Origin of the sequence: Mycolicibacter longobardus, assembly GCF_002102265.1 — a bacterium.
In the GTDB taxonomy this organism is placed as follows: domain Bacteria; phylum Actinomycetota; class Actinomycetes; order Mycobacteriales; family Mycobacteriaceae; genus Mycobacterium; species Mycobacterium longobardum.
In genome coordinates, this window is the sequence record NZ_LQPG01000017.1 from 134,187 (window position 1) to 157,797 (window position 23,611).

General features: G+C 67.2%; 21 protein-coding genes. 12 read left to right on the top strand and 9 right to left on the bottom strand.

The genetic code is table 11. The features are described from left to right. Positions 1 to 89: 89 nt before the first annotated feature. The 4 genes from AWC16_RS09185 to AWC16_RS09200 form a co-directional block, all read right to left on the bottom strand. Positions 90 to 740 carry a DUF6308 family protein gene (locus tag AWC16_RS09185; protein WP_085264435.1) on the bottom strand — a complete coding sequence of 217 codons (651 nt, stop codon included), beginning with the start codon at positions 738 to 740 and terminating at the stop codon, positions 90 to 92. After that, positions 737 to 1,834 (bottom strand): DUF5925 domain-containing protein, encoded by a 1,098-nt coding sequence (locus AWC16_RS09190; protein WP_085264436.1) that lies wholly within the window; start codon positions 1,832 to 1,834, stop codon positions 737 to 739. The genes AWC16_RS09185 and AWC16_RS09190 overlap by 4 nt, the downstream gene beginning before the upstream one ends. Next, complete coding sequence (locus AWC16_RS09195) at positions 1,834 to 2,418, bottom strand: DUF6308 family protein (RefSeq protein ID WP_133055926.1); 585 nt, start codon at positions 2,416 to 2,418, stop codon at positions 1,834 to 1,836. Before AWC16_RS09195 ends, AWC16_RS09190 begins: the two co-directional genes overlap by 1 nt. A 222-nt stretch (positions 2,419 to 2,640) precedes the next feature. After that, positions 2,641 to 2,898 carry a helix-turn-helix domain-containing protein gene (locus tag AWC16_RS09200; RefSeq protein ID WP_085264438.1) on the bottom strand — a complete coding sequence of 86 codons (258 nt, stop codon included), beginning with the start codon at positions 2,896 to 2,898 and terminating at the stop codon, positions 2,641 to 2,643. Positions 2,899 to 3,057: 159 nt separating this feature from the next. Here AWC16_RS09200 and AWC16_RS24290 point away from each other — a divergent pair, with 159 nt between their 5' ends. Then, positions 3,058 to 5,718, top strand: coding sequence for a hypothetical protein (locus AWC16_RS24290; RefSeq protein WP_165759193.1), 2,661 nt, complete (start codon positions 3,058 to 3,060; stop codon positions 5,716 to 5,718). 13 nt (positions 5,719 to 5,731) lie between these two features. Next, positions 5,732 to 6,403, top strand: coding sequence for an 8-oxoguanine DNA glycosylase OGG fold protein (locus AWC16_RS09225; RefSeq protein ID WP_085264441.1), 672 nt, complete (start codon positions 5,732 to 5,734; stop codon positions 6,401 to 6,403). Here AWC16_RS09225 and AWC16_RS09230 read toward each other — a convergent pair. Then, positions 6,378 to 7,244 carry an RAD55 family ATPase gene (locus tag AWC16_RS09230; protein ID WP_085264442.1) on the bottom strand — a complete coding sequence of 289 codons (867 nt, stop codon included), beginning with the start codon at positions 7,242 to 7,244 and terminating at the stop codon, positions 6,378 to 6,380. The genes AWC16_RS09225 and AWC16_RS09230 overlap by 26 nt on opposite strands. A 98-nt stretch (positions 7,245 to 7,342) precedes the next feature. Between AWC16_RS09230 and AWC16_RS09235 the strand changes: the two genes are divergently transcribed. Next, complete coding sequence (locus tag AWC16_RS09235; protein WP_085264443.1) at positions 7,343 to 8,563, top strand: MFS transporter; 1,221 nt, start codon at positions 7,343 to 7,345, stop codon at positions 8,561 to 8,563. Positions 8,564 to 8,572: 9 nt separating this feature from the next. Continuing rightward, positions 8,573 to 8,986, top strand: coding sequence for a DoxX family protein (locus AWC16_RS09240; RefSeq protein WP_085264444.1), 414 nt, complete (start codon positions 8,573 to 8,575; stop codon positions 8,984 to 8,986). Positions 8,987 to 8,991: 5 nt separating this feature from the next. On the opposite strand, the gene AWC16_RS09245 is transcribed toward AWC16_RS09240, so the two are convergent. Continuing rightward, positions 8,992 to 9,666: a FadR/GntR family transcriptional regulator gene (locus tag AWC16_RS09245; protein WP_085264445.1), complete on the bottom strand. Its 675-nt coding sequence runs from the start codon at positions 9,664 to 9,666 to the stop codon at positions 8,992 to 8,994. A 48-nt stretch (positions 9,667 to 9,714) separates the two neighbouring features. Between AWC16_RS09245 and AWC16_RS09250 the strand changes: the two genes are divergently transcribed. Then, on the top strand, positions 9,715 to 10,971 hold the full coding sequence (locus tag AWC16_RS09250; RefSeq protein WP_234812186.1) for a CynX/NimT family MFS transporter: 1,257 nt from the start codon (positions 9,715 to 9,717) through the stop codon (positions 10,969 to 10,971). A gap of 112 nt (positions 10,972 to 11,083) precedes the next feature. Here the strand turns inward: AWC16_RS09250 and AWC16_RS09255 are convergent, their stop codons facing one another. Then, complete coding sequence (locus AWC16_RS09255; protein WP_085264447.1) at positions 11,084 to 12,136, bottom strand: NAD(P)-dependent alcohol dehydrogenase; 1,053 nt, start codon at positions 12,134 to 12,136, stop codon at positions 11,084 to 11,086. Positions 12,137 to 12,283: 147 nt separating this feature from the next. Between AWC16_RS09255 and AWC16_RS09260 the strand changes: the two genes are divergently transcribed. Further along, the gene (locus AWC16_RS09260) at positions 12,284 to 14,164 is read left to right on the top strand and encodes a hypothetical protein (protein ID WP_085264448.1); all 1,881 of its coding nucleotides are present in this window, start codon (positions 12,284 to 12,286) and stop codon (positions 14,162 to 14,164) included. Here the strand turns inward: AWC16_RS09260 and AWC16_RS09265 are convergent. Beyond that, positions 14,161 to 15,246, bottom strand: coding sequence for an iron-siderophore ABC transporter substrate-binding protein (locus AWC16_RS09265; RefSeq protein ID WP_085264449.1), 1,086 nt, complete (start codon positions 15,244 to 15,246; stop codon positions 14,161 to 14,163). The two genes, AWC16_RS09260 and AWC16_RS09265, sit on opposite strands and share 4 nt — an antisense overlap. A gap of 139 nt (positions 15,247 to 15,385) precedes the next feature. Between AWC16_RS09265 and ctaD the strand changes: the two genes are divergently transcribed. Then, positions 15,386 to 17,110 (top strand): aa3-type cytochrome oxidase subunit I, encoded by a 1,725-nt coding sequence (gene ctaD, locus AWC16_RS09270; protein ID WP_085264562.1) that lies wholly within the window; start codon positions 15,386 to 15,388, stop codon positions 17,108 to 17,110. 52 nt (positions 17,111 to 17,162) lie between these two features. Continuing rightward, complete coding sequence (serB, locus tag AWC16_RS09275) at positions 17,163 to 18,395, top strand: phosphoserine phosphatase SerB (RefSeq protein ID WP_085264450.1); 1,233 nt, start codon at positions 17,163 to 17,165, stop codon at positions 18,393 to 18,395. A 28-nt stretch (positions 18,396 to 18,423) separates the two neighbouring features. Here serB and AWC16_RS09280 read toward each other — a convergent pair whose 3' ends face one another. Continuing rightward, complete coding sequence (locus AWC16_RS09280; protein ID WP_085264451.1) at positions 18,424 to 19,803, bottom strand: PE-PPE domain-containing protein; 1,380 nt, start codon at positions 19,801 to 19,803, stop codon at positions 18,424 to 18,426. A gap of 165 nt (positions 19,804 to 19,968) precedes the next feature. Here AWC16_RS09280 and AWC16_RS09285 point away from each other — a divergent pair, with 165 nt between their 5' ends. From AWC16_RS09285 to AWC16_RS09300, 4 genes are all read left to right on the top strand, one after another. Beyond that, positions 19,969 to 20,823, top strand: a complete 855-nt coding sequence (locus AWC16_RS09285) for an ABC transporter ATP-binding protein (RefSeq protein ID WP_085264452.1) — start codon at positions 19,969 to 19,971, stop codon at positions 20,821 to 20,823. Continuing rightward, positions 20,820 to 21,629, top strand: a complete 810-nt coding sequence (locus AWC16_RS09290; RefSeq protein ID WP_085264453.1) for an NUDIX hydrolase — start codon at positions 20,820 to 20,822, stop codon at positions 21,627 to 21,629. Before AWC16_RS09285 ends, AWC16_RS09290 begins: the two co-directional genes overlap by 4 nt. Beyond that, positions 21,626 to 22,372 (top strand): enoyl-CoA hydratase, encoded by a 747-nt coding sequence (locus AWC16_RS09295; protein WP_085264563.1) that lies wholly within the window; start codon positions 21,626 to 21,628, stop codon positions 22,370 to 22,372. Before AWC16_RS09290 ends, AWC16_RS09295 begins: the two co-directional genes overlap by 4 nt. 111 nt (positions 22,373 to 22,483) lie before the next feature. Continuing rightward, positions 22,484 to 23,497 (top strand): histidine phosphatase family protein, encoded by a 1,014-nt coding sequence (locus tag AWC16_RS09300; protein WP_085264454.1) that lies wholly within the window; start codon positions 22,484 to 22,486, stop codon positions 23,495 to 23,497. Positions 23,498 to 23,611: the final 114 nt, after the last annotated feature.

Below are 23,611 nucleotides of genomic sequence, written 5' to 3' on the forward strand. Positions count from 1 at the left end.
TTGGAAGCCTCAGTTCGGCTTACCCAGTTGGGTTCCAAGCGCCGTGTTGCCCCTGGGATTTGATAGGCGGATCCCGTCAGCGCAGGACCTTAGAAGCTTGACGCCTTTCCGTACATCCACACGACGATGTCGATGACACGCAGGGGTGTGACCGTTTCAGGTAGGCCCGCGGCGCGGTGAAGTCTGACCGCGTGATTGTGCAGTCGCCGGTTGTCTGCAAGGAGTGCCTCGCGCATGCCGAACCACAGTCCGCGTGAATCTTTGAGACCGTACTGATCACCGACCACGGAATCGTAGATTGGCACCAGTCGTGGACGCTTGCGAGCTAGCAGTTTGCTCGTCGTCACCGGTCCGAAGTGCTTCCAGCGGGCGGTGCCATTGGGACGGCAGAGCTTCCACAATCGATCCGCGGGCGAGCCTTCTCCGAGGTCGGCGTCGGTTGCATCGACCAAGTCGAGATTGGGACTGATCTGCTTGAGAAGCTCGGCGAACTCTCGGCCAAGATCGGTGTCGAGGATCTCGATGGATGCCCACGCAGATCCCTGAACTGACAGGGTGTTCAGTGCGAGGAGGTCTGCGGCTGTCACCGTGTTGATCGTCGCCGGATCGTTCCACGGATGGCCGAGCGTCTCGAAATGCCAGCCGCTGTAACGTTGATACTGACGGAGCAACTCTACCGCTTGGTCGGCGAACTCTTCTTGCAGAACGGACGGCATGCGTAGGGCGGTGTGTCGGATCATAGGTACATCCCCAAACTGGTCGATTCTTGCTTTGGAACCGTGCTGATTGGACTGTTGGTGCCAAGTATTTCGTACAGTTCCGCGAGCGACGGTTCTGCCGTAGGTGAAGGAACGCCCTCGGGGAGCCAGGCGCGTGCCTGCCGCGGGTTGAACTTCTGGAACCCGACTTCAGCTAGGCAACGACCGGGCCGGGTGAGCGCGGGATGTAGTTTGCTGATGTCCTCGTTGGTGGTCAACAAGACGATGCTCCGCATCCCCTGTCCCAGGATTCCGTCGGTCACATTGAGGAGTCGCCCCAAAGCTGCGCCGGCATCTCGGCGCGCCGTCACCCGGAGATACTCATCGGTGTCTTCCGCGATGACGAGCTGCCACCGAGGCTCGTCCTCACTGTCGGAAGATCTGACGCACATCACCTCCAAGAGGTACCCGGCATCACGGAACATTTGCTCGGGGTCGACGACATACACAGTGTCACACCACGGTTGCCATTTCCGGGCAAGTGCGCGAAGTGCGGTGCTTTTTCCGGTGCCCGGAGGACCATGCCACAACACCAGGCGCCCGCTCGAACCGGGCCCTTCGAGTTCCATCAGATCAGCGAGCCGTCCACTGACGTCGGTGGGGTAGTTGCGGTGTATTTCGTCCCAGCACGGCGCTTCGATATCGCTTTGTCGGACGCTGACGCCATGATCCGTGGCAGCGACCATCTTCAATGTGACAGTGTCCGGTGATCGGGGCTTTTGGGATTGAGCGGTGAGAGCTTCCGAGATATCGTCGGCACGTTTCATACAATCGGCGCTGACCTCGACTAAGACCGGCTGGCTTCTGCGGAAATCGAGTAGAACGCTCGCATCTTCAGTCCGTGCCAAGATTTGTGTCGAACGGTCACTTTGCCAGCGCCGCTCAATTAGCAGATCGGCGGGTAGATGAAGCGTTGATTCGGTGGCTCGCATTACTCTCACAGACCGGACAAATGGCTGCGTGCCATCCAAGACATGGGTAAGGAACGCAGCTTCCATCGTTTGGTCTTGGCCGTTGAATTCTCTGAACTCATGACGCGCCCCGCCGACCGGGATGGCGAGCGGTATATTTCCCATTATTGGTTACCGTCCATCCACACAGCGATGTCCAGAATCCGGAGTGCACTGACGGAAACACCGGACTCGGTGCGGACATAGTTCGCCCACGCGCTCACTACACCACCGGCTGGCCCCTGCAGGTCCATCTTGATTTCGCGCAGTAGCCGCGGCCATGCGGATTCTGCACGCCGTTCGCCGGTCAGTGGCCTGTAGTGGTTGATGACGTGCCGGTCAATGAGAGGGATAAGTTGAGGTCGCTTGCGGTGCAGGACCTTCGTTAGGAGTGTCAGATGTGGCGCCGATCCCCATTCCGCCAGCGCCGCTAGATGGATCAGAACATCGTCGTCCGCCTTTTGCAGCGGTACGTCAGAAGGAACTTCGCTAAGCCATGCCTGAATCCCCTCGCGTTGCTCCACGAAGAATGCGAGGTCGCTCCGGCTAATCCCAGGATGAAGGGCCGCGGTGCTCAGCACATCAACCGGTGTCACCCGGGCGGGGTCAGTTGCGATCGCGTCGTAGTACGCGAAGGCCCACGTCTCCGGTGGTCCGCCGCTCCACGGGAGTCCGCAATACCGGCGGACCTGTTCGAGGGCGTCTTTCAAGTGTCGTCCCCCGAGGACAAGCTCGGGGACTGCTGAACACGTTGACATCATCTTCTCCGTTCTCTGCGGCCTCCCGTCCGGGAGCGCCCAGGTAACACGGAAGCTAGCAGCGGGCTCCGACACTGCCGAGGTTATTCGGGGCTTCGGTACCCGCCTGACGGTCTGAATCTCGACCTCGCCGGTCGGCTGAATGGTCGTAGGACCGGCCCGGTGGACCTGTTCCTACGACTCTTGCATGAGTTCGCTGACGGGAACCCCAAGCGCATCGGCTAAGTCGAACAGGCGCTCGTATAGCAGGCTGCGCCGACCGTGCTCTACGTCGATCAAGACGTTGCGGGTAACGCCAGACCTCAACGCCAATGCTTCCTGGGTGAGGCCGAGTTCGATTCGCAGCGTGCGGATTCGGGTCCCGACGTCCATGCGCCGCCGCGCCCATGCGGCGGCCTGCTCAGGATCAGTCTGTCCGGGGCGCGTGGGCACCTGTACCACTAACCGACCAATGGTCGCGTTTGTCTGCCCTACTAGTGTTACATTCATCGGACTTGTGGTGGCTCTCTGAGGATTGCCGCAGCTAAAGCCAAGGGTTCTCGGGGAAGGCCATTTTCGATGAGTCGTCGTAACGGGCAGCGTTGCCCTGGGGTGGGCAAGGCAGCTTCGCGTGCATCGGGTGCCGTTGGTGCGCTGGGTGCGTTCTTGGCGCTCGGGGTGGCTCCGGTGGCGGTCGCGCCGGCTGCGCAGGCCGACGACTTCGACTGGTTCGTCGATCTGTTGGGTTCGGCCGAGTGGGGTTCGGCCGAGGCGTCGATGGCGCCGGCAACCGATCCGGAGTGGAACCCGGACTTCATGGCCGATCTGTACAACTCGTGGTTCTACATGCCGATCCATGCGTTGCAGAAGAGCTGGATCGACAGTGAGTTCGGGGCGTGGGTCAACGACAACCTGATCAATCCGTTGCCGCAATTGCTGTTCGGGCAGGACCTGATTGGCAACGGCGCTGACGGTATCGATGGCGGCACCTTGGCCGAGGCGGCCGGTGGCAACGGCGGGCTGTGGTTCGGCGACGGCGGCGCCGGCGGTACCAGCGCGGATGGCATTGGCGGCGCGGGTGGCTCGGCGCTGGGTGCGTTCGGCAATGGCGGTGCTGGTGGCGCCGGCCTTGACGGAGGTTACGGCGGTGACGGAGGCTCCGGCGGCTGGCTGATGGGCATCGGCGGCGCCGGTGGGGCCGGCGGGACCGGGCTATCGGGTCTCGCCGGTGGTGAAGGCGGCGTCGGTGGTGCTGGCATAGGCATGTTGTTCGGCAACGGTGGCGCCGGGGGCGCGGGTGGTCGCGGCGGCGCGGGCGCTGCCGGTGAGTCCGGGGGCACTGGTGTCGATGGCGGTAACGGCGGTGCTGGTGGCATCGGTGGCAACGGTGGCGCCGGCGGTCGGGGAGCCTGGCTGTTGGGCTCGGGCGGTAACGGTGGCAACGCCGGTGTAGGTGGCGTGGGCGGCAATGGCGGCACCGGCGGGAACGGCCAGGACGCGGCTATAGCTGGTGGTGTCGGCGGCAATGCCGGTGATGGCGGAAACGGTGGTACGGGTGGCGCCGGAGGCACTTTTGGTGGCGTCGGTGGCGCCAGCGGCCTACTCGGAGCAGCAGGCAGCAGGGGGAGCACAGGTCACGGCGGAGACGGTGGTAACGCCGGGGTCGGTGGTAACGGCGGGACGGGTGGCGCTGGCGACGCGGTGAATGTCGATGGCGGTGTCGGCGGACATGGTGGTGACGCGGGTAGCGCGGGTGCTGGCGGTGCGGCTGGTGGTCCTGGTGGCGTGGCTGGTGCAGCTGGTGTGGAGGCTACTAGCGGCGGTAACGGTGGAACCGGTGGCGCTGGGTTTAATGCCACGAGCACTGGTGCATCGGGCGGGAACGGCGGCAACGGCGGTGCGGCTGGTTCGGTGGGCAACGGCGGCCAAGGGGGTGAGGGTGGTCGCGGAGGCCCTGGAGCAGCCAGCGTTGACATCGCTACTCCGGGAGGTGCCGGAGGTACCGGAGGAATCGGAGGCGATGGCGGGCTGGGAGGCTCGATCATGGGCGACGGCGGTCGCGGGGGAACTGGCGGCATGGGCGGGGTCGGCGGCACCGGCGCAACCGGCGCAGATGGGGCCGCGGCTACCACCCCGAACGGTTCTGGTGAGGACGGCGGATCGGGCGGTGCAGGGGGCACTGGCGGAAACGGTGGCATCGGCGGCAAGGGCGGCGCGGCCCTCGGCTCAGGAGCCGAAGGCCTCGACGGTGACGGTGGCGTCGGCGGTGCCGGGGGAACGGGCGGCACCGGTGGCAACGGCGGCCGCGGTGCTGACGGCTCACAGTGGCCCGATTACACACGCTTGACGGGCGGTACCGGTGGCACAGGCGGGACTGGCGGAGTAGGTGGAGTGGGTGGCAAGGGCGGTGCAGCCTTCGGTACGGGCGGCAGCGGCCGGGACGGCGACGGCGGAGTTGGCGGTACTGGAGGCAATGGCGCTGCTGGCGGCAATGGCGTCAGTGACCCCGGCAACTTGTCCCAAGCCCCGGGTGGCAGAGGTGGAAACGCAGGAAACGGGGGCACCGGAGGCCTTGGGTTGGGGTCTGGCAACGGTGGCGATGGCGGATCCGCCGGGCAGGCTGGCGCAGGCGGCGATGGTGGCGCGATCGGGACAATTGATAGTTGGGGAGGTCAAGGTGGGTTTGGTGGCCGCGGAGGAGACGGCGGTGCGGCAGTAGGGTCCGGTAACGGAGGTAACGGCGGTGCGGGCAGCGCCGGAGGAGTTGGCGGAAACGGTGGAAATGGCCTGACAAACCACCCTGGCTCAAGTGGTGGTACGGGTGGTATCGGCGGCTACGGCGGGAATGGCGGCGACGCTGCGGGATCCGGTCGCGGCGGCAATGGTGGGCAGGGCGGTTCGGGTGGTGTCGGAGGTACCGGAGGTACCGGCGCTAACGGAGACGACCCAGGCCTTTGGACGCCGTACGGCGGGCAAGGCGGTTATGGCGGCACGGGCGGAACCGGCGGTGCCGGTGGCAACTCTGCTATGGGTACCGGCGGCAATGGTGGCGACGCGGGCAGCGGTGGACAGGGGGGTAAGGGCGGCAACGGTGGGAACGGCGCCGACGGGATCCCGGCCGGACCCGCTGGCGGAGCTGGCTACGGTGGCTACGGCGGCGGTGGTGGAACCGGCGGACCGGCTGGATCTCCGGGCGGCAGTGATGGCAAGGCCGGGACGTCCGGCGGGAGCGGCCAATTTGGTCTGCCGGGCAAGCCGGGCATCCCCGGTTAGGAGGCTCAGAACCTTGACAGCTATCGGAGGCACCGACACCGAGGAGCGTCCGTACTCCAACTGGGCGAAGTACCGATCGGAGTGGTGGACACGCTATTTCACCGGTGAGCTCGCGCATTTCTGGCCGCCGAGGCTGGATCAGCTGGAGCTCGGCGATGGCGGCTATCGATGGATTTCCCGTGATGACGTGTTCAGCATCGCGGCCACCGAATCCGAACACCGCGAGCTGCACACCGCCGTCGCCGCCTACGTCTGGGGGCTGGGTAAGAACGCGTATTCCATTGGGCGGATGGTTCGGGCGTTCACCACCAACGCCGAAACGGTCGAGGAGAACCTGCGGAAAGCCGCGGCGATCCAGGCCACCGAGGGAGCGGTCGCTGCCTACGCAGCGATGCTGCCGGGTGGGGTCGCTAGGACAAAGCACATGGGTCCGGCTTACTTCACCAAGTTCCTGTTCTTCGTAGGCGGGCGCAACCCGGCCGGTGATGGGCTGCGCCCGCTGGTGCTCGACAGCCGCGTAGCCACGGCGCTGCGGGCTCGCGGCATCTTCGACTCGAACGTCGGCAACGACAGCTGGCCCAGCGAGCTGTACCGGCGCTACCTGAACTACTGCCAGGAGCAGAACCCGAACGACCCGGAGGCCGTGGAGGCCGAGCTGTTCACTGAGGGTCGTGCCGCGGATTGATCGGGAAATCGGCGAATTTTCCGCGGGTGAGTTGGTGCTCGGCCGTGCACGTCTTCGGTGCGGCTGCGCCTTTGGCCAGGACGACGTCTACTTCTCCTTCGCGGGGCGTGTGCCTGTCCCACCTGTCGGGCCGGTAGAGGAGAAGGACGTTGTCGGCGGCGACTGCGGCGGGGCCGACCGATGGAAGGTGTTCGATCCAATCGCCCGGCTCCATTCCTACGCCTGCGCTCACTGCGAACGTAGTGGTAGCGATGACCGCAATATTTTCTTCTAGGGCAACACCTTTCAGGTGTCGACAGAAATCGCTCATTGTCGGTGAATGAATCTTTGGAGAGCGGGGGAAGTCTAGATCGTCGCTGACGACGCCCACCATGTTTAGCGAATCGACCACGATCAGACTCGCCCGCGGTTCGCTCGTCCAAAGCTCAATGGAAAGACGGCGGAGGATGTCCCCCGGCTCGCGATCATGGGTTTCGGAAATGCGCAGACGTCCACCATGCAGTTCGCGTTGCCCAGCGATGAATGAACGTTCGGCCGGCGGATCTGAGTCTGCCCGTATCCGACGCTCAAGTTGGTCCAGGGTGGTGCCGAAGGCCAGAATGTTGGCGGCCGTATCGGTGTCAGTGACCAGCCTCTTGGCGATATGCGTAGCCAGAGCGGTCACACCGGATCCGGTGTGACCGGCGATGATGGTCAGGGACCCCGGCTGCAGTCCGCCGCCGAGTGCTGCGTCAATTTCGCGAAAACCGGTTGGGACGGGTTCGATCCGGTCACTGTCATGATCGTTCGTCTGGATCAGGTTCACCTTGGGGATTCCCCGCTCGCCGTGCTGTCGTCGCATGGCAGGACCGTAGCGGGCAGGGGTGACAAATCCCGATCGGATCTGCCGCGGGATTCGTTCGCCCCGCACAGCCGCCGGCACCGTGCTTACATACCGCAATGGCTGTCGTCGCCGAACCGAGCACCAGAACCCAGCAGTTGGTGAACCTGCTCCTGGCCACCTGGGTGTCGGTGATCTGCTTCTGGGGATGGAATCTGGTCGGCCCGCTCTCGACGCAGTACGCCACCCAGATGTCGCTCAGCGCCAACCAACAGGCGTTGATAGTGGCCACCCCGATCCTGGTCGGGGCACTGGGCCGGATCGTGACCGGACTGATGACCGACCGCTTCGGTGGTCGCGCCATGTTCATCGGGGTCTCGCTGGCATCGATCGTCCCGGTGCTCGTGGTCGGCTATGCGGCCAAGATCGGTTCTTACCCGCTGATACTGACCGGAGGGTTCTTCCTCGGCGTCGCCGGAACGGTATTCGCGATCGGAATCCCGTTCGCCAACAACTGGTTTGCCCCCGAACGTCGCGGCTTCGCCACCGGGGTGTTCGGGATGGGGATGGTGGGTACCGCGGTGTCGGCGTTCTTCACCCCGCGGTTCGTGCGGTGGTTCGGGCTGTTCACCACCCATGTGATTGTCGCGGCGGCCCTGGCGATTTCGGCGCTGCTGTGTGTGGTGCTGATGCGCAATGGCCCGCAGTTCGTCCCGAACACGGCCAGCGCGTTGCCGAAGCTGATGGCCGCCGCAAAGCTGCGGGTCACCTGGGAGATGTCGGTTCTCTACGCGCTGGTTTTCGGTGGGTTCGTGGCGTTCTGCAACTACCTGCCCATCTACACCAAGACGATCTACGACTTCTCCGCGGTCGGTGCCGGCGAGCGCACGGCGGCGTTCGCGCTGGCGGCGGTGCTGGCCCGGTTGCTCGGTGGAACGCTGGCCGACCACATCCTGCCCAAATACGTGGTGCTGGCCGCACTGGCCGGCATCGCCGTGCAGACGCTGATCGCGGTCTTCCACCCGCCGGCCGATCTGTGGACCGGATTGACGTTCATCCCGCTGGCCGTCGCACTCGGCATGGGCACCGGTGGGGTGTTCGCCTGGGTGTCTCGGCGCGCACCGGCCGGCTCGATCGGCTCGGTCACCGGAATCGTCGCGGCCGTCGGCGGATTGGGCGGTTACTTCCCGCCGCTGGTGATGGGCGCCACCTACGACCCGGTGCACAACAACTACACGGTCGCACTGACCATGCTGGTAGCCACCGCGGTGCTCCTGTTCGGCTACACCGCGGTGTTCCTGCACGCTCACGAACCGGCGAGCGTCGCGACAAGCGCCTAGTGTTGCAGGATGACCACAAACACCGAGAGCACCACACCGCGACGGTCCCGGGCATGGATTGCTGGTGCCGCGATCACCGCCCTGCTTGGCGTGTTCTTCGCGTTCGACAGCATCCCGAAGATCCTCGGGATGCAGTTCGCCCGCGAAGGTACGGAGTCACTCGGCTTTTCGCCGGACAAGACCGCTGTTATCGGCTGGGTTCTGCTGGTGTGCCTGATCGTCTTTCTGATTCCCCGCACCGCGGTCCTGGGCGCCCTTGGCCTGACCGCCTACCTGGGTGGGGCGGTCACCATCAACCTGCATGCCGACAAGCCGCTGGCCGGCTTCGTGTTCTTCGCGGTGTACGTCGGCGTGCTGATGTGGATCGGGCTGATTCTGCGCCGGCCGGAACTGCTGCGGGTGTTGGGACTTCGGCGCAACTGAGCGGCTTATCGGGACGGCAGCCGGTCCAACAGCTCGTCGAGGAATCCGCCCGCCTCACGTCCGGCCGCCTCGACGGCGCCCGCGGCGATCGCCTCCACCAATCCCCGGTGCCGGATCTGGTCTGACTGCACCGGTTTCGCGCTCGTCGTCGCCACGCTGGCCATCACCACTTCGGTGAGCCCGCAATACAGTTCGGTCAGCACCGGATTGTGCGACGCGCGGACCACGGCGAGGTGGAAATCGGTGTCCGCCCGGACGAAGTCCTCGTGGCGGCCCTGTTGCTGGTGCCCGTCACGGCGATCCAACAGTGCCTGCAGCTCGGTCAGGTCCTCCTCGGTGCGGGCGGCGGCGGCAAGCCGGGCCCCCTCCACCTCCAGGCAGCGCCGCACCTGTAGCACGTCGCGCAGCTCGGAGCCGCACAGTCGGCGCACGGCGCCGGACACCTCGCTGGTGGCGCGCACATAGGTTCCGTCGCCCTGGCGGACCTCCAGGATCCCGCTGTGGGCCAACGCCCGGACCGCCTCGCGCACCGTATTGCGGCCGACACCCAGCGCATCGGCGAGCTCCGGCTCGGGCGGGATTCGCGAATCGACCGGCCATTCCCCGCCGGTCACTGAGGCTCGAAGCTGTTCGATCACCTGATCGACCAGGCCGGTGCGGCGGGCGGTGACCAACGGCACAGCATCCTCCCTTCATCCAATCATGGGATGTATGCGATCCTACGTCAGGTGACCCGCACAGTCCGCACCGAAACGCTCGACCAGTACGAGCATGACCTTGAACTGGAGCTCGATGGCGTCATCGAGATCCGGCCGGTGGCGACGATGGCGGCCGGTGGTGCGCTGCTGACCGTCGCGGTGGTGTTGACCGCGCTGAACCTGCGCCCGGCGATCACCAGCGTGGGGCCGCTGCTCCCGGAGATGCGTGGGGCGTTGGGCGCCTCGGACACCTGGGCCGGCATCCTGACCACACTGCCCGGTCTGTGCTTCGCGGGAGCCGGGCTGGCCGCGCCGTGGTTGTCCCGGCGGATCGGGTTGGGCCGCACGGTCTCGGCGGCGCTGCTCACACTTGTTGCGGGACTGCTGATCCGGGTGTGCGACGGGCCCCTGGTCGTACTCGGCGGGACATTGGTGGCCACCGCGGGCATCGCGTTGATCAATGTGCTGATCCCGGTGATCATCAGAGGTTCCTTCCCGGCGCGGATCGGGCTGATGACCGGGGTTTACACCGCGGCGCTCCAAGGGGGAGGGGCCTTGGGCTCCGCGGCAACCCCGGTGCTCGACGACGCGCTGGGCGGCTGGCGATCGGCACTGGCGGCGTGGAGTGCGCTGGCCCTGCTGGCGCTGGCGGCATGGTTGGTGGCAGCCCGCGGATTCGAGCGGGCCGGCACCGCCGCGCCTGCGGCCGCGACGACCGGCCGGTCGCTGTTGCGCAACAAGCTGGCCTGGACCATCACGCTGTTCTTCGGCACTCAATCCTTCATCGCCTACGTGGTGATCGGCTGGCTGCCGGAGGTACTGATCGACCACGGGACCAGCGAAACGCGGGCGGGGCTGCTGCTCGGGTTGATCTCGCTGATCGCGGTGCCGATCAGTCTGATCGTCTCGCCGCTGGCCGCGCGCCGCGGCAGCCAGAGCGGATGGATCGTCGGGCTGGGGGTGCTCGGCGTCGCCGGAATACTCGGGCTGTTGATCGCGCCGGCGGCCGCGCCGCTGCTGTGGAGTGTGCTGGTGGGGCTGGGGATGAGCGTGTTCTCGTTGGCGCTCACCGTGATTGCGCTGCGGGCCCGCGACGCCGAGGACACCGTGCGCCTGTCGGGGATGGCGCAGGGCTTCGGCTATCTGCTGGCCGGTGTCGGTCCGTTCCTGTTCGGCCTGTTGCACCACGCGACCGGCGGATGGACCGTGCCGTGGCTGCTGATCCTCGCCGTCTACCTGGTGCAGATACTGGCGGGCGCACTGGCCGGGCGCAGCCGCTACGTCTAGGACGGCTGACGCCGGTAGGGGTCTACGGCCGGCAGCCCTCGCCGAACGTGCACTGAGACCGGAGATTTCGCGAATTTTTCGGTCTGAGTACACGCTCGGCGAGCATCGAATGCTAGGCGGCCCGCAGCGATGCGGTGTCGATGACGAAGCGGTAGCGCACGTCGGAGGCCAGCACCCGCTCGTAGGCGGTGTTGATGTAGTCCGGTTCGATGACCTCGATCTCGGGGCGCACGTCGTGTTCGGCGCAGAAGTTCAGCATCTCCTGCGTCTCGGCGATCCCGCCGATCAACGACCCCGACACACTGCGCCGCATCCGGACCAGCGGGCCCGGCGGCACCGACAGGGAGCTCTCGGGCATGCCCAACTCGACGAGCGTGCCGTCGAGGGTGAGCAGGTTCAGGTATGCGCCCAGGTCCAGGCTGGCCGAGACGGTGTTCAAGATGACGTCGAAGTCGCTGCGCAGCGTCTTGAAGGTGGTCGGGTCGCTGGTGGCGTAGTAGTGCTGCGCGCCCAGCCGCAGGCCGTCCTCCATCTTCTTCAGAGACTGCGACAGCACGGTGACCTCCGCGCCCATCGCCGTGCCGAGCTTGACGGCCATGTGGCCCAGGCCGCCCAGGCCCACCACCGCAATCCGCTTGCCCGGGCCGACATTCCAGTGCCGCAACGGCGAGTAGGTGGTGACCCCGGCGCAGAGCAGGGGCGCGGCGGCATCCAGGGGAATCTCGTCCGGGATGCTCAGCACGTAGTTTTCGTCGACGACGATCGCGCCGCTGTAGCCACCCTGGGTGGGCTGGCCGTCGCGGCCGACGCCGGCGTAGGTGCCGATCATGCCGCCGCCGGTGCAGTACTGCTCATGCCCGGCCTGGCAGCTGGGGCACTCGCGGCAGGAGTCGACGAAGCAGCCGACGCCGACGCGGTCACCGACCTTGAACTTGGTCACCTGCGCGCCGACGGCGGTCACCACACCGGCGATCTCGTGGCCGGGGACCAGGGGATACTGCGGGCGGCCCCACTCGGCCCGGACGGTGTGGATATCGGAGTGGCAGATGCCGGCGAAGGCGATATCGAACGCGACATCGTGCGGGCCGGGCTCCCGGCGGGTGATGGTGGTCCTGGTCAACGGCGTGTCGGGCGAGGTGGCCGCGTAGGCGGAAACGGTGGTCATTATCGAGTAACTCTCTTCGGATCTGTACGGAATTGAAAAAGATAGTCTAACAAAGTTCTTTGCCGTGGCGCCGTGAGCCTGCTCACTGAAGCAACAGGCAGACGTGATACTCCCGCGGTGTCGTCACCGGCGATTAGGGTCCGAAGGATGAACGCGCGCCCCCACGTCGACCGGCTGGTTCTCTACAAACACGGGGTGGCCTTCGTCGGCCGCCGCGGGCCGGTGGACGGCGACTTCACCCTCACGTTTCGCCGCGACGACATGAAGGACGTGCTCAAGTCGCTGACCGTCGACGCGGCAGGCGGCAGCGCATCGGTGGGTGCGGTCTCCTTCGACACCCCGGCCGACCCTCGCACCGAGCTGGCCGACCGCAACCTGCTGCTCAACCCGGGCGACGCCCTCGCCGGGCTGTTCGAGGCGCTGCGGGGCCGCGCCGTGGAGGTGCACAGCGGCGATCAGGCGCACCGCGGTGAGGTGATCGGTTTCGACAACGTCGCCGATGCGCCGGCCCGGCGGCTACTGGTGTTGCGCACCGATTCCGGTGCGGTCAGCCTGGTCGATCTCACCGAGGCGCACCGCCTCGACCTGCTGGAGGGCCCGTCGAAAGACGACCTCGACTACCTGATCGACCGGTCCCGCGCGGCCACCGCGGGCCGCAACTGTGATGTGGCGGTGCAGATCCGCGGCGCCTCCGACGACGTGCGGGTGTCCTACATCGTTGCCGCACCGATGTGGCGGGTGTCGTACCGGGCGATCCGTGACGGCGACACCGTGACCCTGGTCGCGACGGGAATCATCCACAACCCGATCGACGAGGATCTGACCGACGTCGAGGTGACTTTGACCACCGGCCAACCGATCTCGTTCGACATCGACCTCTACCACGGCCGGCAGGTGCAGCGGGTGGTCGTCGAGGAGAGCGAACGCGTCGCCGCGCCGCGGCGTGCCTCCAGCGCGGAAGCGTCGATGCTCGGCGCGGTACCGATGGGCAATGCCGGACTCGCCGCCGACGCCTACCGAACCGCCGCCGCTGACGTCGAAACGTCCGACCGCGGTGAGTATTTCGAATACCGGCTGGCCACGCCGGTGTCGCTGAAGCGCGGGGGTGCGGCCATGGTCCCGCTGGCCGTGGCACCCGTCGACGGGGTGCGCCGGGAGCTGGTATGGCGCGAGGAACGCGGTCCCGTTCCCGATATCGTGCTCGGATTCACCAACACCACGGGCGTGGTGCTCGAAGAAGGCCCGGCGGTGATCTACGAGCAGGGTGGCTATGCCGGGGAAGCCATGCTGGGCTTCACCTCTCGCGGTGCCGACGTACGGCTGGCCTTCGCCAAGGACCTCGCGGTGCGCTGCCGCAGCGTTGCGTCGTTGCAGACTGTCACCACCCGGATCAGGCTGGCCGCCGACGCCCTGGTCGAGGAGCAGCGCTGCGAGCGACGACACACCCTGCACGCCGAGAACGATCATGACGACTCGGTTGACGTGATCTTCGAACTGCCGGTGCCCCCGGATCACACCGTGGCCGCGCAGGCCGGCGTCACCGACGCCGGCCACGACGGCGTGTGGTGCCGATTTGCGGTCACGGTTGCCGGGCACCGCAGCGCCGAGGCGACGGTGTTGGAGACCTGGCCGGTGTACCGCGAGATCGCCTATGACGACCTGGAACCGGGCCGGCTGGAGGAGTGGCTGGCCGACCGCACTCTGGATGCGCAGACGGTGCAAGCGCTTTCGCAGGTGCTGGCGCATCGCAACACGGCGCGCCGACTCGCCGAGCAGTGCGCGCGGGCCGAAGAGCAACGCGATGAGGCCTACGCCGCGCAGAGCCGCATCGCCGAACAGTTGCGGGTGCTCGGCACCGACGGCGCCGAAGGTGAGCTACGGGCCCGGCAGGTGCGCGAGCTGGAGATCCTGCAAGACCGGGTCGGTGCGTTGGACGCCGAGGTGCGCCGGCTTCGCGAGCAGGCCGATGCGGAGCAGCAGCGGGCGTCAGACGAATTGCGCAGAGTGGTCGGGGCCGAGCCCGCCTAGTTGATCGGCGCGTTCACCCAGCGCAGGTCCTCGACCACACCGCGGGCGGCAACCGGTCCCTGCCCGGTCTGCCACACCTCGTTGTTGACGACGAACACCCGACTGTCACGGTTGGCCGCCAACCGGCGCCAGGCGACGCTGTCGAAGACGGTGGCTGCCCGTGCCTTGGCCGCCGGGGAGGCGAAAGACACGTAGACGATGTCGCCGTCGGCCGCCGAGAAGTCCGCCCGGCCGCCCAGATCCGCCTCGCCGGCGGCGATCTCGAGGTAGGGCTGGTCGGTGAACCGCTGCAACGGCGGCCGGTCCACGCCGACGGCCTTGAGCACGCTGGCGGCGAAGCCGGACGCCCCGTAGACCCGCACGCTGTTGTCGGTGAGCTGAACCACCGAGACCTGGTAGTGGGTGGCGTCGCTGACCTCGCCGGTTTCGGCGGCGTTCTGGCCGAATTTCTCGAGCACCTCGTCGATCGCGTCGCTGCGGGCCGTCGCGGCGCCGACACCGCGCGCGTTGTCCTCCCACGCCGCACCCGGCGCCCCGGTGAACACGGTCGGGGCGATCGAGGCCAGTGCCGAGTAGTCCGGCGTCAGGCCCTGTGCACCCAGGATCAGATCCGGGTGCAGCGCATCGATGGCTTCGGTGTCCGGATTGCTGCGGGTCCCCACCGCCGGCACGCCGTGCAGCACGGCGCCCAGATAGGACGGCTGACTCTCCGAGCCCTCCGGTAGTGCCGCGCCCACCACGCGGGACTGCAGACCCAGGGCGCACAGTGCGTCGAGCTGGTCGCCGGAGAGCACCACGATGCGCTGCGGTTCCTCGGGCACCTCGACGCTGGGCGGCTCCACCCCGGCCGCATTGCGGACCGACCGCACCGAGGGGCCGGGGTCCGGGCGCACCGGCTCAGCGGCGCAGGACTCGTCGGGCCGCCGGTCGTTGCCGAGCACACCGGCCCCGGCGACCATGGTCGTGGTGGTGTGCATCGACGTCGGGGAGCTTTCCGGCCCCTCGCCGGCGCATCCGGCGACCGTGACCAAGGCCACGGCCAGCGTTGCCACCGACACCGCCCGCCGGTCCGCCCTGATCACGCGGTGACGGTAACACCCACGCCCGGTGTGCCCGTCCAGGAGACGAATACGACAGTTTGTAGGAGGCCTATACCGGCGGGGGGACGCTCGGGGTTAGGATTCGACCAAGTTTCCCGGGATGCCCATGTTTGGAGGAATCTTGACCGCCGAAGCACCCCCGCGCGCAGAACTCGAGGCCAGTCGGCCCTTCCCTGCGCTGATGGGCCCCAAGGGCAGTCTGCTGTACAAGGTGATCACCACCACCGATCACAAGCTGATCGGCATCATGTACTGCGTCGCCTGCATGGGTTTCTTCTTCATCGGCGGCCTGCTCGCGCTGCTCATGCGCACCGAGCTGGCGGTACCGGGCCTGCAGTTCCTGTCCAACGAGCAGTTCAACCAGCTGTTCACCATGCACGGCACGGTGATGCTGCTGTTCTACGCCACTCCCATCGTGTTCGGGTTCTCCAACCTGGTGCTGCCGCTGCAGATCGGCGCCCCGGACGTGGCCTTCCCCCGGCTCAACGCGTTCTCGTTCTGGCTGTTCCTGTTCGGCGCGACCATCGCGCTGGCCGGCTTCATCACCCCCGGTGGTGCCGCCGACTTCGGCTGGACCGCCTACACCCCGCTCAGCGACGCGGTGCACTCGCCGGGCGCCGGCGGTGACCTGTGGATCGTGGGCCTGGCAGTCGGTGGTCTGGGCACCATCCTCGGTGCGGTGAACATGATCACCACGGTGGCCTGCATGCGTGCCCCCGGCATGACGATGTTCCGGATGCCGATCTTCACCTGGAACATCCTGGTGACCTCGATCCTGGTGCTGATCGTGTTCCCGCTGCTGACCGCGGCGCTGTTCGGCTTGGCCGTCGACCGCCACCTGGGCGGGCACATCTACGACTCCGCAAACGGCGGTGTGTTGCTGTGGCAACACCTGTTCTGGTTCTTCGGCCACCCCGAGGTGTACATCATCGCGCTGCCGTTCTTCGGCATCGTCAGCGAAGTCTTTCCGGTCTTCTCCCGCAAGCCGATCTTCGGCTACGTCACCCTGGTCTACGCGACGCTGAGCATCGCCGGACTGTCGACGGCGGTGTGGGCGCACCACATGTTCGCCACCGGCGCGGTGCTGCTGCCGTTCTTCTCGCTGCTGACCCTGATGATCGCGATCCCGACCGGGCTGAAGTTCTTCAACTGGATCGGCACCATGTGGCGGGGTCAGCTGACCTTCGAGACACCGATGCTGTTCGCGATCGGCTTCATCGTCACGTTCCTGGCCGGCGGACTGACCGGTGTGATGCTGGCCAGCCCGCCGCTGGACTTCCACGTCAGCGACAGCTACTTCCTGATCGCGCACTTCCACTACGTGCTGTTCGGCACCATCGTGTTCGCGACGTTCTCCGGGATCTACTTCTGGTTCCCGAAGATGACGGGCCGGCTGCTCGACGAGCGGCTCGGGAAGCTGCACTTCTGGTTGACGTTCATCGGTTTCCACACCACGTTCCTGATCCAGCACTGGCTGGGCAACATGGGTATGCCGCGCCGTTACGCCGACTACCTGCCCACCGACGGGTTCACTCCGCTGAACATCGTCTCCACCGTCGGGGCGTTCATCCTGGGCACGTCGATGATCGCCTTCACCTGGAACGTCTTCAAGAGCTGGCGTTACGGCGAGGTTGTCACCGTCGACGACCCGTGGGGTTACGGCAACTCCCTGGAGTGGGCGACCAGTTGCCCGCCGCCGCGGCACAACTTCACCGAGCTGCCCCGGATCCGTTCGGAGCGCCCGGCTTTCGAGCTGCACTACCCGCACATGATCGATCGGCTGCGTGCCGAGGCGCACGTCGGCCGTCACCCCGGCGACGAGCTGTACGAGCCCGCACCGGTCTGATGGGCCCGCTGGGGGAGAGGCGGCGTCCGGTCGAGTCGGGCGCCCGCCGAGGGTGAGCACGCCCAAGGTGCCGGTGTTGATCACCGTCACCGGTGTCGATCAACCGGGCGTGACGTCGGCGCTCTTCGAGGTGCTGGAGCGATACCAGGTCGAGCTGCTCAACGTCGAGCAGGTTGTGGTCCGCGGTCGCCTGACATTGGGGGTGCTGGTCTCGGTGCCGCCGACGGTGGCCGACGGAACGGCGTTCGCCGACGAGGTCACCGCCGCCATTCACGGTGTGGGCCTTGAGGTCACGATCGAACGCAGCGATGATGCGCCGATCATCGCGGCGCCGTCCACCCACCGGATCGTGGTGCTGGGCCGGCCGGTGGCGGCCACCGCGCTCGGAGCCCTGGCCCGCGAGATCGCCGAGATCGACGCCAACATCGACATGATCCGGGGCGTCTCGGATTACCCGGTGACCGGATTGGAACTGCGGGTCTCGGTGCCCGACGGCGCCGCGGGTCGGTTGCAGTCCGCGCTGAGCACTGTGGCCGCGCAGCAGCAGGTGGACGTGGCGTTTCAGGATGCCAGCCTGTCGCGGCGGACGAAACGCCTGATCGTCTTCGACGTCGACTCCACCCTGATCCAGGGGGAGGTCATCGAGATGCTGGCCGCCCGTGCCGGTGCCGGGGATGCGGTCGCGGCGATCACTGAGGCCGCCATGCGCGGTGAACTCGACTTCGCCGAGTCGCTGCACCACCGGGTGGCCACCCTCGCCGGTCTGCCCGCCGGTGTCATCGACGATGTGGCCGGGCAGATCGAACTCACCCCGGGGGCGCGCACCACGTTGCGCACGCTGCGCCGGCTGGGTTTCAAATGCGGTGTGGTGTCCGGGGGTTTTCGGCAGGTGATCGCGCCGTTGGCCGACGAGCTGAAGCTGGACTTCGTCGCCGCCAACGAATTGGAGATCATCGACGGCAAGCTCACCGGCCGGGTGACCGGACCGGTGGTCGACCGGGCCGGCAAAGCCGAAGCGCTGCGGGACTTCGCCAGCCGTGCCGGCGTGCCGATGGAGCAGACCGTGGCCGTGGGCGACGGCGCCAACGACATCGACATGCTGGCCGCGGCCGGGCTGGGCGTGGCGTTCAACGCCAAACCGGCGCTGCGCGAGGTGGCCGATGCGTCACTGAGTTACCCGTACCTGGACACGGTGCTCTTCCTGCTCGGTGTCACCCGCGCCGAGATCGAGGCCGCCGACGCGAACGACGGAGTGCTGCGCCGGGTCGAGATCCCGCCGGCCTAGCGGCGGGTCGCCGCCATCAGCCCGGCGGTCAGATCAGGGCGCCCATCACCATCAGGGGCAGCAGCCCGACGCCGGCGGCGAGCGGGATGCCGATGGCGTCGAGCAGGTCGCCGTCGGCGAGCTCGGACATGAAGACCTCGTAGCTGTACTGGGGCAGTGTGAACATCACCGCGCTGAGCATGTCCAGCGGCGGGAAACCGGTGTGCGGCGGGAACGTTTCGAAGAGGTCCTGCCACGTGGTGGGCACCATCGCCCCGGCGGAGGTCTCCAGGCCCGCCAGGGCTTCCCCCGTCCTGAGCAGCTGCTCGGCCCATTCCGGCAGTGAATACACGTAGTTGGCCGGGTCCATCAAGGTGTTGAAGGCGTCCGTGATGCCCTTCTGCACGCCGTCGGCGAGGGCTGCCGGAACCTGTTGCAGGACATCGGCGGGCGGCAGGAAGCCCAGCGCAGTGGGCACGTCGGCGTACCCGGGGCTCCAGCCGTGCTCGATGTTCCCGTACCCGAGATTCACCAACACTCGCAGGGCCGGCTGCAGCAGGTCGACCAACGGGTTGCCGATGAACGGCAGCAGTTGCAGGGGTGCAAGCAGCGGCAGGGTGCCGGCCGGAATCATGTAGTACTCGCTCAGGACGTCATCGGACGACGTCGGCAGTTGAATCGCGTTCGCGATCTCCTCCGGGGTGAGCCCCAGGTAGGTCACGTGCTGGAAGAAGATGCCCAGCGCGGCGTTGAGGGTGGACAGGAAGTTGATCGGATACTGCGGGAAGTCGGCGAAACCGTCGTATTCGTGGGTGTAGACGGTGGTGGGGAACAGGTCCGTGGGTGCCGCCCCGCTGAATGTCAGTCCGAGGCTGGGGATCTCCGGGTGGGCACCGGCCGGCAGATCGAAGCGGGCCAGCATGCCGCCGTTGGGAATGCTCTCGTCACCGATCAGCACGAAACGCAGGTAGTCGCTGGGCACGCCCTCGTCGGCGAGGCGCTGCATCACCATCGTCGAGATCACCGCGCTCTGTGACCAGCCGAACACCACCACGGGGTCCTCGGCGTCGACCTGGCCGCCGGCGATCTGATCGAGGATCGCGGCTACCAGGATCTCTCCGCCCTGTTCGGCTGACCGGTCGAAGGTCTCGGTGAAGGGGCCCAGGAACGGGTACAGCGCCGCCGGGGTGCTCAGGATCTGGGTGTTCCCGGTGAAGCCGAGCGGCGCCAGGTAGAGCTCGTTGACCATGTCGGCGTAGGCCTGGCCCGGCGTCGGCATACCGCTGCCGCCCATGATCAGTGCTGTTCCGCCGCCCAGCGGTGAGTCGAGACCGGTGAGCCCTACCGCGGGGGCCGCGGCGTCCGCGGGGGAGGCGAGGAGACCGGCACCGACAAGGCCGACTGCGAGAGCACCCGGAATACGGGACATCCAAACCCCCTGAACTGAAGTCTTAAGGATTGATGTGCACAGACCGTGGCAAACGTTACAACAAGACAATGGAATGTCAGCAACAAGAAGATCGGCCCGAGCAGGTGTCCCCGATAGCGGTACCCGGTCGGTCCCCGCGGGGCCGGGGTACGGCACGATAGGGCCGTGCCCGACACCGGACGCCCCGCCCCCGCAACAGGGGCCGATCAGGACCTGTTGATCCACTTCGAGGGCGTTTCGCTGTCCCGCGACGGGCGCTCCCTGGTGGGACCGCTGGACTGGTCGGTCGAACTCGACGAACGCTGGGTGATCATCGGGCCCAACGGCGCCGGTAAGACCTCGCTGTTGCGGATCGCCGCCGCCACCGAACACCCGTCGACGGGTGTGGCCTACGTGCTGGGTGAGCAGCTGGGCAGGGTCGACACCACCGAACTGCGGGCCCGGGTGGGCCTGAGTTCGTCGTCGCTGGCGCAGCGGATACCGGACGGCGAAACCGTCCGCGACCTGGTTGTCTCGGCCGGCTACGCGGTGCTGGGACGGTGGCGGGAACGCTACGAGGACATCGACCATGAGCGGGCGATCGACCTGCTGGAAAGCCTGGGCGCTGAGCACCTGGCCGATCGCACCTACGGCACTTTGAGCGAAGGCGAGCGCAAGCGGGTGCTGATCGCCCGTGCGCTGATGACCGACCCCGAGCTGTTGCTGCTCGATGAGCCGGCGGCCGGTCTCGACCTGGGCGGGCGCGAGGAACTGGTCGCCCGGCTGGGCGATCTGGCAGCCGACCCGGACGCCCCGGCGATCGTGCTGGTCACCCACCACGTCGAGGAGATCCCGATCGGCTTCAGCCATTGCCTGCTGCTGGCCGAGGGCCGCGCGGTAGCCGCCGGCCTGCTCGCCGACGTGCTCACCGCCGAGAACCTGTCGGCGGCATTCGGCCAGTCGATCTCGCTGGAAGTCATCGACGGGCGTTATTTCGCTCGCCGGACCCGCAGCAGAGCAGCTCACCGGAGGCGCGCATGACCGACCCCCAGGCCCCACCGCTGCCCACGCGGCCCGCCGCGACGGTAATGCTGGTCCGGGATGGCGACACGGCGTTGGACGTCTTCCTGATGCGCCGGCACGCCGCGATGGAGTTCGCCGCCGGCGTGATGGTGTTTCCCGGCGGCGGGGTGGACGACCGCGACCGCAGCGCCGAAGTCGCCTGGTACGGGCCGGAACCGGCGTGGTGGGCGCAGCGCTTCGGGGTGGACGTCGACCTGGCTGCGGCACTGGTGTGCGCGGCCGCGCGCGAGACGTTCGAGGAGTCCGGGGTGCTGTTCGCCGGTCCCGCCGATGACGCGGATCGGGTTGTCGCCGACGCCTCGGTGTATGCCGATGCCCGGCGTGCGCTGGCGGGCGGGGAGTTGTCGTTCGCCGACTTCCTGCGCTCCGAGAAGCTGGTGCTGCATGCCGACCTGCTGCGGCCGTGGGCGAACTGGGTGACGCCGGAGGCCGAGCGCACCCGCCGCTATGACACCTACTTCTTCGCGGCCGCGCTGCCGGTCGGCCAACGGGCCGACGGGGAGAACACCGAGTCCGACCGGGCCGGCTGGCTCACCCCCGAGGCCGCGATCGAAGACTTCGCGGCCGGGCGCAGCTTCCTGCTGCCGCCGACCTGGACCCAACTGGATTCCCTCATCGGTCGCAGCGTGCAGGACGTGCTGGCGGTGGAACGCCAGATCGTGGTGGTGCAACCGGACCTGGCCCGCCGTGGTGAGAACTGGGAGATCGAATTCTTCAATTCCGAGCGCTACAACGCAGCACGCGGGAAGCGGTGGCCCGGATGAGCGAGTTCGTGTCGGTCCACACGTCGACCGACGAGCCCGGGTTGGCCACCCTGGTGCTGTCGCGAACCCCGACCAATGCCATGACCCGGCAGGTTTACCGGGAGATCGGCGCGGCGGCGGCCGAGGTGTCGGCCCGTGACGACGTCGCCGCGGTGGTGCTGTTCGGCGGGCACGAGATCTTCTGCGCCGGTGACGAAGTGCCCGAACTGCGCACCCTGATCGCCGCCGAGGCCGAGGTCTTCGCCCGCGTCCGCCACGAGGCCGTGCAGGCCGTGGCGGCGATCGCCAAGCCGACGGTGGCGGCGGTGACCGGTTACGCGCTGGGCAGCGGCCTGGCGCTGGCGTTGGCCGCGGACTGGCGGATCAGCGGCGACAACGTCAAGTTCGGGGCCACCGAGATCCTGGCCGGCCTCGTTCCCGACGGCGCCGGACTGGCCCGGCTGGCCCAAACCATCGGCGCGAGCCGCGCTAAGGAGCTGGCGTACAGCGGCCGGTTCTTCGACGCCGAGGAGGCGCTGGAACTGGGAGTGATCGATGAGATGGTTGCCCCCGACGGGGTCTACGACGCGGCGATCACCTGGGCCCGCCGTTTCGTCGACACCCCGCCGCGGGCGCTGGCCGCGGTCAAGGCCTCGATCGACTCCGTCGCGACGCTTTCCCCGGCCGAGCGGGCCGCGGCCGACCAGCGGCGCTATGCCGAGGTGTTCGCCGCTGGTATCGGATCCACGAGGAGTGAACCCTAAGCCGCCACGCCAGAACGACTTGGGCGGGTGTCGGTTTCTTTTCACGTTTTTATCAGCTAACGTCCACTCAGCGGCGACGGCCGCCCACTATGCCGGCGTTAGGAACACACCATGCAGTCACGTGCCATCCGCCCCTGGACCACCGCGACCGTAGCCCTCCTGGGGGCGGGCGCCGTCGCAGCCACACCACTGGTGGTGCCCCAGGCCGGGGCCGTTGCGGCGGACATCCTGCTGGCCGCCCAGGACATCACGATCGACCTGGTGCGCCATGGCGAGTCGGTGGACAACGCCGAGCACATCCTGGGCACACTCCCGCCGGGTGCTGAGCTCACCGCGCTCGGACAGCAACAGGCGATCGACGTGGCCTCGGAGATCAATTCCGAGTTCCCGGGCGGGATCGCCGGAATCTACGCGTCGGAGTTCATTCGTGCCCAGGACACCGCGCAGCCGCTGGCCGATCTGCTGAACATGGACATCACGGTCCTGGCCGGTCTCAACGAGATCAACGCGGGCTGGCTCGAAGGCGGCGACCTCAACAACCTGCTCGTCCAGGTCGGCTACGCCTTCGCGCCGCTGATGTGGGTGATGGGTCATTACTGGGTGCCCATGCTGGGCTCCACGATCGACCCGAACGGGGTGGTGTTCAACGACCGCGTCGGCGAGGCGATCCAAGCGATTTACGGCAACACCGTCGCCGACCCGGAGAACCCGTTGACCAACGCGGCGTTCGCGCACGCCGGGACGATCGCGATGTGGACGTTGATGAACGTCAGGAACCCCGACTTCGGCCTGGTCTTCAACGAACTGCTCGACACCCGCAGTCCGTTGGCCAACGTCGGTCAGGTCGTCATCGAGGGCAACCCGACCGATGGTTGGACGCTGGTCAGCTGGGATGGGCATGAGGTAGCCGCCACCCCGGACCTGCTGACGGGACTGTTCGTGGACTGGCGCGATCTGAACGTGGCGCCGCAGATCGCAGCATGGCACATTCTGGAGGCGTGCCAGGGCGGGGATCAGGCCGAGATCGCCGCCGCGCTGCAGACGGGCTTCAATGATGTGTTGACCGCCTTCGTCACGTTCCCGCAGGCCGTGTTCGAGACCATCACCGGCGCGTTGAGCGGGTAGGGCACCGCGCTCTTACGCCTGGCCGGGCGTGGCAGGTTCATCCTGCTGCGCCCGGCTTTCTCGTGCTGCCGTCACCCGGCTGGCGAGCGCTCGTGGATCTTGGCCGCCGGGCTA

Coding starts and splice junctions, on each gene's coding strand:
- AWC16_RS09185 (WP_085264435.1), bottom strand. CDS start 740: ATGATCCGACACACCGCCCTACGCATGCCGTCCGTTCTGCAAGAAGAG.
- AWC16_RS09190 (WP_085264436.1), bottom strand. CDS start 1,834: ATGGGAAATATACCGCTCGCCATCCCGGTCGGCGGGGCGCGTCATGAG.
- AWC16_RS09230 (WP_085264442.1), bottom strand. CDS start 7,244: ATGCGACGACAGCACGGCGAGCGGGGAATCCCCAAGGTGAACCTGATC.
- AWC16_RS09235 (WP_085264443.1), top strand. CDS start 7,343: ATGGCTGTCGTCGCCGAACCGAGCACCAGAACCCAGCAGTTGGTGAAC.
- AWC16_RS09240 (WP_085264444.1), top strand. CDS start 8,573: ATGACCACAAACACCGAGAGCACCACACCGCGACGGTCCCGGGCATGG.
- AWC16_RS09255 (WP_085264447.1), bottom strand. CDS start 12,136: ATGACCACCGTTTCCGCCTACGCGGCCACCTCGCCCGACACGCCGTTG.
- AWC16_RS09260 (WP_085264448.1), top strand. CDS start 12,284: ATGAACGCGCGCCCCCACGTCGACCGGCTGGTTCTCTACAAACACGGG.
- AWC16_RS09280 (WP_085264451.1), bottom strand. CDS start 19,803: ATGTCCCGTATTCCGGGTGCTCTCGCAGTCGGCCTTGTCGGTGCCGGT.
- AWC16_RS09290 (WP_085264453.1), top strand. CDS start 20,820: ATGACCGACCCCCAGGCCCCACCGCTGCCCACGCGGCCCGCCGCGACG.
- AWC16_RS09295 (WP_085264563.1), top strand. CDS start 21,626: ATGAGCGAGTTCGTGTCGGTCCACACGTCGACCGACGAGCCCGGGTTG.
- AWC16_RS09300 (WP_085264454.1), top strand. CDS start 22,484: ATGCAGTCACGTGCCATCCGCCCCTGGACCACCGCGACCGTAGCCCTC.